Raw genomic sequence first — 13,351 nt, forward strand, 5'->3', positions numbered from 1 at the left:
CGCAGCCTATGAGGAAGCCGACGGGGACGGGGAGGCGCTGTCGGTCGGTGTGTCCGTCGGCGGCTCGCCGCTCGGGGGCGTACCGCCACCTCCGCCGCCGCTGCCCGCGCCGGTGTTCTCGGCCTCCGGGTCGATGCCCAGGGTGATGAAGCCCTTGTAGCCCTTGGAGACGTCCTTCTTGTGGACCGGCTTCAGGGTGAGCAGACCGCTGGAGGCGCCGCCGCCGTCGTACACCATGTCTTCGGCGAGGGTCGTGTAGCTGCCGGAGTGCTTCGAGTAGGGCTCCAGGGCGAAGATCCCCTCGGCCGCGTCGTCGGGGAAGAACAACTGGCCGGTGTGGTTGACCGTGCCGCCCTCGTAGGTGCCGTCCTCCTTCTGGCCGCCGGTGTGGACCTTGAGGTGGATGTGGCAGGTGCGCGGGGTGTACCAGCCGGGGAAGATCGTCTCGAACTTCACGACCCCGTTGGCGTCGGCGATCTGGTAGCCGCGCAGATAGGTGTCGTCGTCGGCGGTGGAGCCGTCCTCGCTCTCGGCGGGGGCCGAGCCGCCGGGGTTGGCGGTGGTGTAGCCGGAGTAGTAGCCCCAGGCGTCGCAGTGCCAGATCTCCACGGCCGCGCCGGCGACCGGCGCGCAGGACTCGGTGGTGTCCTGGACGGTGATGCGCAGGGTCAGCGGGACACCGGCCTTGCCTTCGGTGATGTCCTTTCTCACCAGCGCGTTGTCGAGGTAGTACGGCCCCTCCGTCACGCTCGACATGAGCACGCAGGTGCCGCTGCTCCCGCTCGCCGTGGCGTCGGCAGTGACTGTGGCCGTGGTCGTCGCCTCGTCGGCGAACGCCGACCGGTAGCCCGCGACCACGAGTCCGCCGGCGGCGACCGTGCCTCCGGTCACCGCGAGAGCGCGGCGCCGGCTGATCGATGTGTCCCTGTGGTTTCCCGTCATGATCAGAAAACTAGGGACGCCGTCCGTCAGGAAGATGGGTGCGGGCTGAGCGCCGCCTGTGAAGCGTGGGAAACCTGAAGTCGGCGGCTGTCCGCGACGCGCGGGTCACCGCTGCGGACCGCCTCCGGTGCGGTCAGACCGCCATCAGCGGCGCGTCCTTCTGCCACTTGAGGATCTTGTCGAAGCTGACCACCGCGCCGCCCCGGCCCGGCTTGTTGCCGATGCTGACGTGATCGGCGAGCTCCTCGATCAGTGACAGGCCCCGGCCGCTCTCCGCGTCGTACGGGACAGCGGCCACGGGCGCCGGCCGGGCCGGGGCCTCGGAGGCCGCCGGGCTCGCCGGGAAGCCGGGCCCCGAGTCGGTGACTTCGATGCGGCACTTCTCACCGTCGAGGTACGCGGTGACGCGATAGGCCCCGCGGGAGTCGTCGTGCCCGGTGTCCCCGCCGTGCTCGACGGCGTTCGCACAGGCCTCGCTGAGCGCGATGGAGAGGTCGAAACAGATGTCGGGGTCGACGCCCGCCGTCTCCATGGTGCCCAGCAGCAGGCGTCGGGCGAGCGGAACGCTCGCGGCCTCACGCCGAAGATGGAGTGACCACCAGATGCTCATGCTCCAGCCTCCAGGCCGCGGCTCGACATACCTGTACGTATTGCCGCCAGTGGCGGTGTGTAAGCACGCAGTTGACGTGATGCCGCCCATACGGGGGATGCACCGAGGGCTGCAATCGGTGTATGTAGTGCATCAACCGACAGAAGCGATCTTCCGGTTGTACATGGTTTTACCTGGTGTTACCCGGCCGTAATCCACCTTGTGGACCTGCCGTATGGGTGGCGTGAGGCCAGTGCGATGATGAGCCCGCCATGACTGCCCGCCGCCGGCGCACAGCGCCCTCCGGAAGCGCCTTCCGGATGCTGAGGGCCGCGGTGTTCTCCGCGGTCTGTGTCGTGCTGGCCGGGGCCGGTCACACCCTCGCCTCCTGTGCCTCCGTTCCGCTGTGGACCCTGGGCGCCGGTTTCCTCGGGGTCCTCGCGTGTGTGGCACCGCTCGCCGGACGGACCCGCTCGCTACCGGGCATCGTGGCCCTGCTGGCCGTCGGTCAGACCGCCCTGCACACCCTGTTCGGACTCGGGCAGCACACCACGTCGTCGGTGATGGCCTCCACGGCCGCCACGACCTCTACGGCCACCACGACGGACACCGCCCTGATCGCCCGGGCCGCCCGGCTGCTGTGCGGCGCGCCGCTCGCGGCGATCAGCCCGGCCCAGGCGCAGCGGATCCTCGCCGACGCGCGGATCACTACGGGCGGGGCGGGCGGTACGGGGGTGGGCACCGGTACCGGCATGGACATGGGGTCCATGAGCCATGCGTCGGACGCCCTCGCGTCCACCGGGTCCGTCACCTCCCTGCTGCCGACGCTGCCCATGCTGCTCGGTCACCTCCTCGCGGCCGTCGCCACCGGCTGGCTGCTGCGCCGCGGGGACCTGGCGCTGCTGCGGCTGATGCGGCTGTCGGCGCACGGAATGGCCGAGGCGGCGCTCGTACGATCCCTGCGCGGGGCGCTCGCGCTGGCGCGCGCACTCCGTACGGGCCTTCCGGGTACGCCCGGTACGGCGCCGCACGCACCGCGCGCGTGGACGCTCGTACCCCTCGGGCCGTCCGCCACCGCGCTCCAGCACACGGTGGTCCGGCGCGGTCCGCCGGCCGCCCCGCTCGTGCTCGCCGCCTGACACGACGCGACCGCTCCCCGGGTACCCAGGGTCTTCCGATCCGAGGTTCCGAGTCCGAGGAGGAGCCGCCGTCGTGCGGCACGCGCGTGTGCACCCTTTCGCACGCGCGTCCCTCTTCCGCTCCGATCTGTCGGATTCCCCTCCGGCCCGTCGGACCTCACTCGAAGTGGAGCGCCTCCGTCATGAAGGTTTCCCGTATCGCCGCCACCGCCGCTCTCGCCGGTGCCGGCGTCCTCGTCCTGTCCGGCCCCGCCTTCGCGCACGTCAGCGTTTCGGCCGAGGGCACCGCCGCCAAGGGCGGCTACGCGACCGTCAACTTCAAGGTGCCGAACGAGCGCGACAACGCCTCGACCACCAAGCTCGAGGTCAGCTTCCCGACCGACCACCCGCTCGCCTCGGTGATGCCGCAGCCGGTCGACGGCTGGACCGTGAAGGTCACCAGGTCCAAGCTGGCCAAGCCCCTCGAACTGCACGGCGAGAAGATCTCCGAGGCCGTCTCCAAGGTCACCTGGACCGCCACCGGCAAGGGCGTCGAGCCCGGCTTCTTCCAGAAGTTCCCGCTCTCTGTCGGCCAGCTGCCCGAGGACACCGACGAACTCGTCTTCAAGGCGCTCCAGACGTACTCCAACAAGGAGGTCGTCCGCTGGATCGAGGTCCCGAAGGACGGGGCCGAGGAGCCCGACAACCCCGCTCCGGTGCTCGCCCTGTCCGCCGCCACCGGGGGCCATCACGGCGGCGCCGCGGAATCGGCGGAGCCCGCCGAGCCGGCCGCCGCGAAGACCACGACCACCGCCGCCGAGCCCGCCGACAGCAGCGACACCACCGCGCGCGTGCTGGGCGTCGTGGGCATCGTCGTCGGTGTCGCGGGCGTGGCGTACGGCGTGGCCGGACGCCGCCGCACCACCGTCTGACACCCGTTCACCTCCGGTGCGCGCCGGGGGCGTGCGGTTGTCCCGTACGCCCCCGGTGTCCCGCACACCCTGGGGTACGCACCGAACCTTCCACGAACAACACCTTCGGGAACTCTCCTTATGCGCAAGAAGCTGTTCGCCGCGTCCGCCCTGCTCGTCGCGGCCACCCTGACCCTCTCCGCCTGCGGCAGCGGTGACGACTCGGGCCAGTCCGTCGCCGATGTCTCCGTCGAGGCCGGCTCCGACAAGGCGGCCACGATCCTCGACCAGCCGTTCGAGAAGCCCGACCTCGTCCTCACCGACACCCAGGGCAAGCCGTACGACCTCCGCGCGGAGACCAAGGGCCGGCCCACGCTCGTCTACTTCGGCTACACCAACTGCCCCGACGTCTGCCCACTGACGATGAGCAACATCGCCGTCGCCAAGAAGAAGCTGTCCCCGGCCGACCAGGACAAGCTCCGCATCGTGTTCGTCACCACCGACCCGAAGCGGGACACCCCGGCCGCGCTCGGCAAGTGGCTCAAGGGCATCGACCCCCAGGTGGTCGGCCTGACCGGCGACTTCGCCACCATCCAGGCGGGCGCCCGCACCCTCGGCATCTCCATCGAGCCGACGTCGAAGGACAAGAACGGCAAGACGATCTCGATGCACGGCACCCAGGTCATCGCGTTCTCCCCGAAGACCGACGGCGGCTATGTCCTGTACGGCGAGGACGCCACCGTCGACGACTACATCAAGGACCTCCCCAAGCTCATCAAGGGGCAGAACCCGTGAGCCACCCGAGGGTCGTGAGTCCTGTGCGGCCTGTTCGTCGTGTGCGACCGGTGCGGCGTCTCGCCGTCGCGACGGCCGCGGTGCTCGCCGGAGCACTCGCCCTCACCGGGTGCGGGAGCCCGGACTCCGGGGACTCCCCGGACGGCGCCGGCCTGTCGGTCGGCTCCGCCTACATGCCCCAGCCCGTCTCGGACTCCATGGCGGCCGGGTTCCTCGTCATCACCAACAAGGGCGCCGCCGGTGACGTACTCACCCGCGTCACCAGCGATGTCGCCGGCGATGTCACCGTGCACAGGACCGTCGGCCAGACCATGGAGGAGGCCGAGCGCCTCGACATCCCGGCCCACGGCGAACTCGTCCTGCAGAGCGGCGGCGACCATCTGATGTTCGAGCGGCTCAAGCGCAAACCGCGGGAGGGCGAGAAGGTCTCCGTGCGGCTGCACTTTGCCAAAACCTCGCCGATCACCGTCGAGATGCCGGTGAAGTCGGCGACGTACAACCCGAAGACCGGACACTGAGACCGAGGGAGGGAACACCGTGACACAGACCATCGCACCGCGCGTGCGGCCCCTGGTGCTGCTGTTCCTCGCGGTCGCCGCCGCGCTGCTCGCCGTGCTGTCCGGCGCCACGCCGGTCTCCGCACACGCCGCGCTCACCGGCAGCGCCCCGCAACAGGGTGTGGTGGTCGACAAGGCCCCGACCCAGGTGACGCTGACCTTCTCCGAGAAGGTCGCCCTGTCCGACGACGCGTTCCGCGTGCTCGACCCCAAGGGCAAGCGCGTCGACACCGGCAAGGCGACCGAGCTGAACGGCACGACCTACGGCGTCCCGCTCCACTCCGGGCTGCCCGACGGTACGTTCACCGTCGCCTACCAGGTCGTCTCGGCGGACAGCCACCCCGTCGCCGGCGCCTTCACCTTCTCCATCGGTGCCCCCTCCGTCACCTCCGTCTCGGTCTCCGCCCAGACGGCCGGCGGCGGAGTCGTCGGCGCCCTGTACGGCTTCGGCCGGTACGTCTCGTACGCGGGCTTCATCGTCATGGTCGGCGGCGCCGCCTTCGTCCTCGCCTGCTGGCAGCGCGGTTCCGGCGTACGGGCGTTGCAGCGGCTCGTCGTCTCCGGGTGGCTCGCGATGACCGCGGCCACGCTCGCGCTGCTGCTGATGCGCGGCTCGTACACCGGCTCCGGCAAGGTCGGCGCCATCTTCGACCTGGGCCTCCTCTCAGACGTCCTCCAGACCAAGACGGGCGCCGCCCTCGTCTCCCGGCTGCTGCTGCTCGCGGCCGGCGCGCTGTTCATCGCGGTCCTCTTCGGCGCGTACGCCCGGCCCGAGACAGCGGACGACGAGGACGGGGAGGACGAGGAGGAACTGGACGACGGTTCCGCGAGGCGGGACCTCACCTTCGGGCTCGGCATCGGCGGCGGTGTCGTCGCGATCGGGCTTGCCGCCACCTGGGCGCTTGCCGAACACGCCTCGACCGGCCTCCAGACCGACATCGCGATGCCCGTCGACGTGATCCACCTGATCGCCGTCGCCCTCTGGCTCGGCGGCCTCTCGGCGCTCCTGGTCGCACTGTTCCGGGCTCCCGCGGACGCCCCGGTGGAGGGTTCGGCCGTCCGCCGCTTCTCGCGCGTCGCCTTCGGCAGCGTGCTGGCGCTGGTCGCGACCGGGATCTACCAGTCGTGGCGCCAGCTCGGCTCCTGGTCGGCACTCACCGGCACCTCGTACGGACAGCTGCTGCTCGTCAAGGTCGGCCTGGTGGTCGTCCTCGTCGGCGTCGCCTGCATCTCGCGCCGCTGGACCGCCCAGCTGCCGGAGACCGCCGCAGCCGAGGCAGCGCAGGACACGGAGAGTGCCGAGGCCCAGGCCGACGCCCCCGAGAAGGAACCGGTCACCGCAGGGGCCGGCGGGGGCACGGGCGCCGAACGGGCCGCCCAGCTCGCCCGGCAGCGGGCCGCCGTCGACACCGCGCGGCTGAAGCGGCTGCGCGACGCCGACCCCCTGCGCTCGGGGCTGCGCCGCTCGGTGCTCGCCGAGGCGGGCGTCGCCGTCGTGCTGCTCGCCGTCACGACCGTGCTGACGTCCACCGAGCCGGGCCGTACGGAGGAGGAGGCCAAGGCCGCCGCCTCGGCGTCGTCCTCTTCCTCCTCGGACTCCGACGGGACGGGCGCGCTGACCCTGGACATGCCCTTCGACACCGGCGGCCAGGACGGCAAGGGCCTCGTACGGCTCGACATCAACCCCGCCCGCGTCGGCGGCAACGTCATGCACGTGTACGTGGAGCGGCCCAACGGCAGGGCGTTCGACGTGCCCGAGGTGAAGGTCGCCTTCACCCTCACCGCCAGGAAGATCGGGCCGCTGCCCGTGAACCCGGACCACCTCGCCACCGGACACTGGACGGCGAACGAGGTCCAGATCCCCATGGCCGGCGTCTGGAAGATCGCCGTGACCGTGCGGACCTCCGACATCGACCAAGTAACGGTCGACAAGAACGCGCAGATCGGCTGAACCGCACCATGGCTGACCAGTCCACCAAGGAAAACAACAAGGAAACCGCCGCGGAAGGTGCCCAGCACCACGGCGACCAGGGCATCTCGCGTCGGCGGCTGCTCGGCACCGCCGGTGCCACCGGGCTCGCGCTCGGTGCGGCGGGCGGGGCCACCGGCTATGCCGTCGGCGCCTCCGACGGCGACTCGGGCTCCTCCGGCTCGTCCCTGGCGCTCACGTCGGTGGGCGCGGACATGGCAATGTTTCACGGGAAACATCAGCCGGGCATCACCGAGGGCCTCCAGGCCAGCGGCCATCTCGTCGCCTTCGACCTGGCGGCGGGCGCGGGCCGCACCGAGGCCGCCGCGCTGCTGCGCCGCTGGTCCGACACCGCCCGGCGGCTCATGGCCGGCGAGGCCGCCGCGCACGACGACACGGATGTCGCCCGGGACGCGGGCCCCTCGTCCCTGACGGTCACCTTCGGATTCGGGTACGGCTTCTTCGCCCGCACCGGGTTGGAGAAGCAGCGCCCGGTGGCGCTCGATCCGCTGCCCGAGTTCTCCTCCGACCACCTCGACAAGGCCCGCAGCAACGGCGATCTGTGGGTGCAGATCGGCGCCAACGACGCACTGGTCGCCTTCCACGCCCTGCGCGCGGTCCAGAAGGACGCGGGCAGCGCCGCCCGGGTCCGCTGGCAGATGAACGGCTTCAACCGGTCGCCGGGCGCCACCGGCCGGCCGATGACCGCCCGCAACCTGATGGGCCAGATCGACGGCACCCGCAACCCGAAGCCGTCCGAGGCCGACTTCGACCAGCGCATCTTCGTGCCCGCCTCCGGCGAACCGTCCTGGATGGCGAACGGCTCCTACGCCGTCGTACGCCGTATCCGCATGCTTCTCGACGACTGGGAGCAACTGTCGGTCAAGCAGCAGGAGGACGTGGTCGGGCGGCGGAAGGCGAACGGGGCGCCGCTCAGCGGCGGGACCGAGACGACCGCGATGGACCTGGAGAAGGTCGACGCCAACGGTGATCTCGTGGTGCCCATCAACGCGCACGCCCGGATCACCCGCCCCGACGAGAACGGGGGCGCGGCCATCCTGCGGCGCCCCTTCTCCTTCCACGACGGCATCGGCGCGGACGGGACGCCCGACGCGGGGCTCCTCTTCGTCTGCTGGCAGGCCGATCCGCTGCGTGGCTTCGTCCCCGTCCAGCGCAAGCTCGACCGGGGCGACGCGCTGTCGAAGTTCATCCGGCACGAGTCGAGCGGGCTGTTCGCGGTACCGGGCGGGGCGGGCGAGGGGGAGTACGTGGGACAGTGGTTGCTGGAGGGGTGACGCGGCGGCTCCCGGCGTGGTGTCCGGGGCCGGGTCACCCCTTGGAGCTGCGGGGTCGGGAAGCGTGCGCCGTGCTCGGCATGGGCCTGCCCGGCGGATCAGGTCGGGGCAAAGCAGCGGCGCCTGATCGGCGTACGTGAGCCCCCGCGTCCCCGGCGTGATCCGCCGGACAGGCCCTTGGGGCCATTAGGGTGAGGTCATGCCAGCCAGCTACGCGTATCTCGGCCCCGAGGGCACCTTCACCGAGGTTGCCCTGCGCACGCTTCCGGAGGCGGCCACCCGAGAGCTGATCCCGATGGTGTCCGTGCCGGCCACGCTCGACGCGGTGCGCAGCGGTGAGGTCGAGGCCGCGTTCGTGCCGATCGAGAACTCCGTCGAGGGAGGTATCACCACCACGCTCGACGAGCTGGTCGCGGGCTCCCCGCTGATGATCTACCGCGAGGTGCTGCTGTCGATCACCTTCGCGCTGCTGGTCAGGCCGGGCACCAAGCTGTCGGAGATCAAGACCGTCACCGCCCATCCGGCCGCGCAGTCCCAGATCCGCAACTGGATGAAGATCAACCTCCCGGACGTGGTGTGGGAGTCGTCCGCCTCGAACGCGGACGGTGCCCGGCTTGTGCAGGAGGGCCGGTACGACGCCGCCTTCGCGGGTGAGTTCGCCGCCGCCCGGTACGGCCTCACCGCGCTGGAGACCGGCATCCACGACGCGGAGAACGCGCAGACACGGTTCGTCCTGGTGGGCAGGCCCGCCCGGCCCGCGGCGCCGACCGGCGCCGACAAGACGTCCGTCGTCATCTGGCAGCGCGACGACCACCCCGGTGGACTGCGTGATCTGCTGGGCGAGTTCGCGGTGCGGGGCGTCAACCTGATGCTGCTGCAGTCCCGGCCGACCGGGCAGGGCATCGGTAACTACTGCTTCGCCATTGACGCCGAGGGCCACATCTCCGACCGGAAGGTCGCCGAGGCGCTGATGGGGCTCAGGCGAATCTGTCTCAAGGTGCGGTACCTGGGTTCGTACCCGCGTGCGGACATCGGTGTGGAGGACGTCCGTGCTCCCCTGCCGGGGACGTCCGACGAGGAGTTCGTGACGGCCGCCGACTGGGTGGCTCGCTGCCAGGACGGCCGCTTCTGACCGGCCCTTCCCTCCTGCCGGCCGGTCCTACCAGCCGATTTCCGTTATCCACAGAAGTTATCCACAGGCTGGCTTCTCGACCTGGGGACAAGTCGACAACGGAGCGCTGACCTGTCGACAAATCGCCCTACAGGCCGCCGATCGGTCCACAGTTCGGAAGACCACCCTTCGTCCACTCGTTTCCCTGGCGTAACTCGCCGGGGTTACGCATTTCCACCCGAAAGTGGTCATGAAGGTGGTTTGCTTGGGGAATTGGCCATCTCGCGGACACCTTTCGAAACGATCACTTCCGTAATCCACAGATCTTTCACACAGCCTGTGGATAACTTTTCCCGGGTGTGGATTACTGTGGACGACCCCGCCCTCAAGTCCCCTGCGCCACAAGGGATTCGAGTCAACCAGGCACCATCACCCGACTCTTTCAGGGAAGCCGGTCGCTTTCCTTGACGCTCATTGAAAAGATCGACATTTCGGGCAAATGGCAACACGGGGTGCGTAGGGAAATACCGAGTCGTGAGTGCCGACCTCGCACCGGTAGCCTTGGAGGGTGATTGACCTTCGCCTGCTCCGTGAGGACCCCGACCGTGTGCGCGCTTCGCAGCGCGCCCGTGGAGAGGACGTCGCGCTCGTCGACGCTCTCCTGTCCGCCGACGAGCGGCGCAGGTCGTCCGGCGTCCGTTTCGACGAGCTGCGTTCCGAGCAGAAGGCGCTCGGCAAGCTGATCCCCAGGGCCTCGGGTGACGAGAAGGCCGAGCTGCTGGCGAAGGCCGGGCAGCTCGCCGCCGACGTCAAGGCGGCCGACGCCGAGCAGCACGAGGCGGACGAGGAAGCCAAGAAGCTCCTGGTCCAGCTCGGCAACCTGGTCCACCCCGACGTCCCGGTCGGCGGCGAGGAGGACTTCGTCGTCCTGGAGACGCACGGCACGATCCGCGACTTCGGCGCCGAGGGCTTCGAGCCCAAGGACCACCTGGAGCTGGGCGAGGCACTGGGCGCCATCGACGTCGAGCGGGGCGCCAAGGTGTCCGGCTCGCGCTTCTACTACCTCACCGGCGTCGGCGCGCTGCTGGAGCTCGCGCTCGTCAACGCGGCGATCGCACAGGCCACGGAGGCCGGCTTCATCCCGATGCTGACCCCGGCGCTGGTCCGCCCGCGCGCGATGGAGGGCACCGGCTTCCTCGGCCAGGCTGCGGAGAACGTGTACCACCTGGAGAAGGACGACTACTACCTGGTCGGCACCTCCGAGGTCCCCCTCGCCGCGTACCACATGGACGAGATCCTCGACGCCGACAAGCTGCCGCTGCGCTACGCCGGCTTCTCGCCGTGCTTCCGCCGCGAGGCAGGCACCTACGGCAAGGACACCCGGGGCATCTTCCGCGTGCACCAGTTCGACAAGGTCGAGATGTTCTCGTACGTCCACCCCGAGGACGCGGAGAACGAGCACCAGCGTCTTCTGGACTGGGAGAAGCAGTGGCTGACCGCCCTCGAACTGCCCTTCCAGGTCATCGACGTGGCCTCGGGCGACCTGGGAGCGTCCGCCTCGCGCAAGTTCGACTGCGAGGCGTGGATCCCGACCCAGGACAAGTACCGCGAGCTGACCTCGGCCTCCAACTGCGACGGCTTCCAGGCCCGGCGTCTGTCCGTGCGGATGCGCGACACCAGTGACGGCAAGAACAAGGTCCAGCCGTTGGCGACGCTCAACGGCACGCTGTGCGCCGTACCGCGCACGATCGTGGCGATCCTGGAGAACCACCAGCTGGCCGACGGCTCGGTGCGCGTGCCCGAGGTGCTGCGCCCGTATCTGGGCGGCCGGGAGCTGCTGGAGCCGGTCGCCAAGTGACCGACGCCGCCGGGTCGTTCCCGTACCGGCTCGTCGCGACCGACCTCGACGGAACGCTGCTGCGTTCCGACGACTCGGTCTCGGCGCGCACCCGTGAGGCACTCGCCGCGGCCACCGCGGCGGGCGCCGCGCACATCGTCGTCACCGGCCGGGGGGTGCGCTGGACGCGGCACGTCCTCGACGAGCTGGGCTACGAGGGACTCGCGGTCTGCGGCCAGGGCGCACAGGTGTACGACGTCGGGGCGCATCGTCTGCTGACGTCGATCACCCTGGACCGGCAGCTGGCCTCGCTCGCGCTGGCGAAGATCGAGGCGGAGGTCGGGCCGCTGTTCCTGGCGGCGAGCCGGGCCGGCCTCGACGGCGAGGTGCTGGTCGGGCCGGGCTACGCCGGCGTGGGCTCGTTGCCCTTCGTCCCGCTCACGGAACCGTCGGACCTGTGGACCGAGCCGCTGGGCAAGATCTACATCCAGCACCCGACCCTGTCCGCCGACGAGCTCACCGAGGTCGCCGCACGGACTGCGGGCGGATTCGTCACGGTCACCATGGCCGGCGAGGGGATCGTCGAACTCCTCCCTCTGGGCCTGTCGAAGGCGAAGGGGCTGTCTCTGGCGGCCCGTCGGCTGGGCCTGAAGCCCGCGGACACGATCGCCTTCGGTGACATGCCCAACGACATCCCGATGTTCACCTGGGCGGCACGCGGGGTCGCGATGGCCAACGCCCACGCCGAACTGCGTGCGGTGGCGGACGAGGTGACGTCGTCGAACGACGAGGACGGCATCGCGGTGGTGCTGGAGCGGTTGCTGGCGTAGGCATGCGGGGCCGGCTGGAGCAGATGGGTCGGGGGCCTGGGAGGGCGGCCCGCGCGAAGTGACTCGCGCGCTCGAAGTGGCCGCCCCGGGCAGCTCCCCCCGCTGAGCGGGCCCGCCCGGAGGGTAGTGACTGCTCCGGAGCCCGCCGCGGGCTGCCCTGAAGGAAGCCGCGCGAACCGCCGTGCACCGGCGTCGCCCGGCTCCGCTCCCAGAACCCGACTCCAGCCACCGGATCGATGACGTCAGACCTACGACATCGGACAGATCCGGCGTACTGGACACCACTACTGTGCCTGTACGCCGAGTCGGGCGCCACCGAATAAAACTGGTGACCGAGTGCCGGGCCGGCCCGGCGTTCTACTTCCGGCGCCACCTGCGGCGACGCGACTTGCTGAAGAACCAGCCCGCCGGGGGCTCGTCCGACCGCCAGGGCTGCGGCTCGGGAGCCGCAGCCCGCCACCGCGCCGTCAGCATCCGGGCGCGGGCGGACGGTTCGGCGGTTCCGGCTGAGCGTATGAAGTCCTCGTCGAGGACCACCTCGTCCCAGATGTCCCTGTCCCTGTTCCCTGCCATCCCCGTCCTGCCGCCCCTTTGTCCAGTGTGCCCGGACACGCGTGAAGTCCCTGTCAGGAAGCCCCTGTCGAGAGCGGACCGGGCCCGGGGCCGGTCCGGCCTACTCCTCGCCGGTCGGGGTCAGCGTGCGCAGCTTCTGACCGGCGTACCAGGTGGCGAGGACGGTGACCGCGATCAGCAGGACCGTCGCCGTGGTCAGGCTGACGTCCGAGGTGATCAGTTCGCCGCCCGTGACCTTGTGGCCGACGGCCAGGGCCCACTGCTGGACGCTCAGCGTGCGCGCGCCCGGCACCAGGGAGCCGAACAGGGCTTCCCAGACCAGGGCGTAGACGAGCCCGAAGACCACCGCGTGCCGGGACACCGTGCCGAGCAGCAGGAAGAGCGCGGCGTAGGCGATGGAGGCGACCAGTGCCGCGACCGTGTAGGAGACGGCGACCTGCTGGCCGTTGCCGTTGAGGATGAGGCCGGCGACGAACGTCGGCACCGCCGAGAACGCCATGGTGACGCCGATCGCGACGATCAGCTTGGTGTAGATGATCTTGGGTCGCTTGAGCGGCTTGGAGAGCAGGTAGACGACAGAGCCGTCGTCGATCTCCGGGCCGATCGCGCCGGTTCCCGCGATGACGCCGATGATCGGCACCATCGTGGCGAGGGCGAGTCCGCCCAGCAGGTCCGCCGCCGTCTGGTCGTCGGCGCCGACGAGGACCCGTACGACGACGGCGATCACGATCAGCAGCAGGGGCAGCGCGCCCAGGATGAGGGCCCGGCGGCGGCCGAGCAGGGCCCGGTAGGTGAGCCGGGCGACTGTGGGGTCGTACATTTTC

Annotated in this window: 13 protein-coding genes; 9 read left to right on the top strand and 4 right to left on the bottom strand. The window is 70.5% G+C overall.

Annotated elements, in window-relative coordinates; translation table 11 throughout:
- Nucleotides 1–6 precede the first annotated feature (6 nt).
- Together IEY89_RS28635 and IEY89_RS28640 are read right to left on the bottom strand one after the other, a co-directional pair.
- The gene (locus IEY89_RS28635; protein ID WP_189150412.1) at nt 7–942 is read right to left on the bottom strand and encodes an intradiol ring-cleavage dioxygenase; all 936 of its coding nucleotides are present in this window, start codon (nt 940–942) and stop codon (nt 7–9) included.
- Nucleotides 943–1,075: 133 nt separating this feature from the next.
- A complete protein-coding gene (locus IEY89_RS28640; RefSeq protein WP_189150413.1) occupies nt 1,076–1,552 on the bottom strand; it encodes an ATP-binding protein in 477 nt (158 codons plus the stop codon).
- 251 nt (nt 1,553–1,803) lie between these two features.
- On the opposite strand from IEY89_RS28640, the gene IEY89_RS28645 reads away from it, so the two are divergent.
- The 9 genes from IEY89_RS28645 to IEY89_RS28685 all read left to right on the top strand — a co-directional run bounded on the left by IEY89_RS28645 (nt 1,804) and on the right by IEY89_RS28685 (nt 11,954).
- The gene (locus tag IEY89_RS28645; RefSeq protein ID WP_189150414.1) at nt 1,804–2,670 is read left to right on the top strand and encodes a hypothetical protein; all 867 of its coding nucleotides are present in this window, start codon (nt 1,804–1,806) and stop codon (nt 2,668–2,670) included.
- A 182-nt stretch (nt 2,671–2,852) separates the two neighbouring features.
- Complete coding sequence (locus IEY89_RS28650) at nt 2,853–3,581, top strand: YcnI family copper-binding membrane protein (protein WP_189150415.1); 729 nt, start codon at nt 2,853–2,855, stop codon at nt 3,579–3,581.
- A 120-nt stretch (nt 3,582–3,701) separates the two neighbouring features.
- The gene (locus IEY89_RS28655; protein WP_189150416.1) at nt 3,702–4,355 is read left to right on the top strand and encodes an SCO family protein; all 654 of its coding nucleotides are present in this window, start codon (nt 3,702–3,704) and stop codon (nt 4,353–4,355) included.
- A gap of 50 nt (nt 4,356–4,405) precedes the next feature.
- Nucleotides 4,406–4,873 carry a copper chaperone PCu(A)C gene (locus IEY89_RS28660; RefSeq protein WP_189150417.1) on the top strand — a complete coding sequence of 156 codons (468 nt, stop codon included), beginning with the start codon at nt 4,406–4,408 and terminating at the stop codon, nt 4,871–4,873.
- A 19-nt stretch (nt 4,874–4,892) separates the two neighbouring features.
- A complete protein-coding gene (locus tag IEY89_RS28665; RefSeq protein WP_189150418.1) occupies nt 4,893–6,863 on the top strand; it encodes a copper resistance CopC/CopD family protein in 1,971 nt (656 codons plus the stop codon).
- 8 nt (nt 6,864–6,871) lie between these two features.
- The gene (gene efeB, locus IEY89_RS28670; protein ID WP_189150419.1) at nt 6,872–8,176 is read left to right on the top strand and encodes an iron uptake transporter deferrochelatase/peroxidase subunit; all 1,305 of its coding nucleotides are present in this window, start codon (nt 6,872–6,874) and stop codon (nt 8,174–8,176) included.
- A 199-nt stretch (nt 8,177–8,375) separates the two neighbouring features.
- A complete protein-coding gene (pheA, locus tag IEY89_RS28675; protein WP_189150420.1) occupies nt 8,376–9,308 on the top strand; it encodes a prephenate dehydratase in 933 nt (310 codons plus the stop codon).
- Nucleotides 9,309–9,855: 547 nt separating this feature from the next.
- Entirely contained in the window at nt 9,856–11,145 is a 1,290-nt protein-coding gene (gene serS, locus IEY89_RS28680; RefSeq protein ID WP_189150421.1) for a serine--tRNA ligase, read from the top strand.
- Nucleotides 11,142–11,954, top strand: a complete 813-nt coding sequence (locus IEY89_RS28685) for an HAD family hydrolase (RefSeq protein WP_189150422.1) — start codon at nt 11,142–11,144, stop codon at nt 11,952–11,954. The genes serS and IEY89_RS28685 overlap by 4 nt, the downstream gene beginning before the upstream one ends.
- A gap of 357 nt (nt 11,955–12,311) precedes the next feature.
- On the opposite strand, the gene IEY89_RS28690 is transcribed toward IEY89_RS28685, so the two are convergent.
- Together IEY89_RS28690 and IEY89_RS28695 are read right to left on the bottom strand one after the other, a co-directional pair.
- Nucleotides 12,312–12,527: an SGM_3592 family protein gene (locus IEY89_RS28690; RefSeq protein WP_189150423.1), complete on the bottom strand. Its 216-nt coding sequence runs from the start codon at nt 12,525–12,527 to the stop codon at nt 12,312–12,314.
- A 100-nt stretch (nt 12,528–12,627) separates the two neighbouring features.
- Nucleotides 12,628–13,347, bottom strand: a complete 720-nt coding sequence (locus IEY89_RS28695) for an ABC transporter permease subunit (protein WP_189150424.1) — start codon at nt 13,345–13,347, stop codon at nt 12,628–12,630.
- Nucleotides 13,348–13,351 lie beyond the last annotated feature (4 nt).

This window comes from Streptomyces lacrimifluminis (assembly GCF_014646095.1).
Taxonomy (GTDB): domain Bacteria; phylum Actinomycetota; class Actinomycetes; order Streptomycetales; family Streptomycetaceae; genus Streptomyces; species Streptomyces lacrimifluminis.

What these genes read in the sequence shown, in the direction of transcription:
- IEY89_RS28635 (WP_189150412.1), bottom strand. Translation starts at nt 942, where the DNA reads ATGACGGGAAACCACAGGGACACATCGATCAGCCGGCGCCGCGCTCTC.
- IEY89_RS28640 (WP_189150413.1), bottom strand. Translation starts at nt 1,552, where the DNA reads ATGAGCATCTGGTGGTCACTCCATCTTCGGCGTGAGGCCGCGAGCGTT.
- IEY89_RS28645 (WP_189150414.1), top strand. Translation starts at nt 1,804, where the DNA reads ATGACTGCCCGCCGCCGGCGCACAGCGCCCTCCGGAAGCGCCTTCCGG.
- IEY89_RS28650 (WP_189150415.1), top strand. Translation starts at nt 2,853, where the DNA reads ATGAAGGTTTCCCGTATCGCCGCCACCGCCGCTCTCGCCGGTGCCGGC.
- IEY89_RS28655 (WP_189150416.1), top strand. Translation starts at nt 3,702, where the DNA reads ATGCGCAAGAAGCTGTTCGCCGCGTCCGCCCTGCTCGTCGCGGCCACC.
- efeB (WP_189150419.1), top strand. Translation starts at nt 6,872, where the DNA reads ATGGCTGACCAGTCCACCAAGGAAAACAACAAGGAAACCGCCGCGGAA.
- pheA (WP_189150420.1), top strand. Translation starts at nt 8,376, where the DNA reads ATGCCAGCCAGCTACGCGTATCTCGGCCCCGAGGGCACCTTCACCGAG.
- IEY89_RS28690 (WP_189150423.1), bottom strand. Translation starts at nt 12,527, where the DNA reads ATGGCAGGGAACAGGGACAGGGACATCTGGGACGAGGTGGTCCTCGAC.
- IEY89_RS28695 (WP_189150424.1), bottom strand. Translation starts at nt 13,347, where the DNA reads ATGTACGACCCCACAGTCGCCCGGCTCACCTACCGGGCCCTGCTCGGC.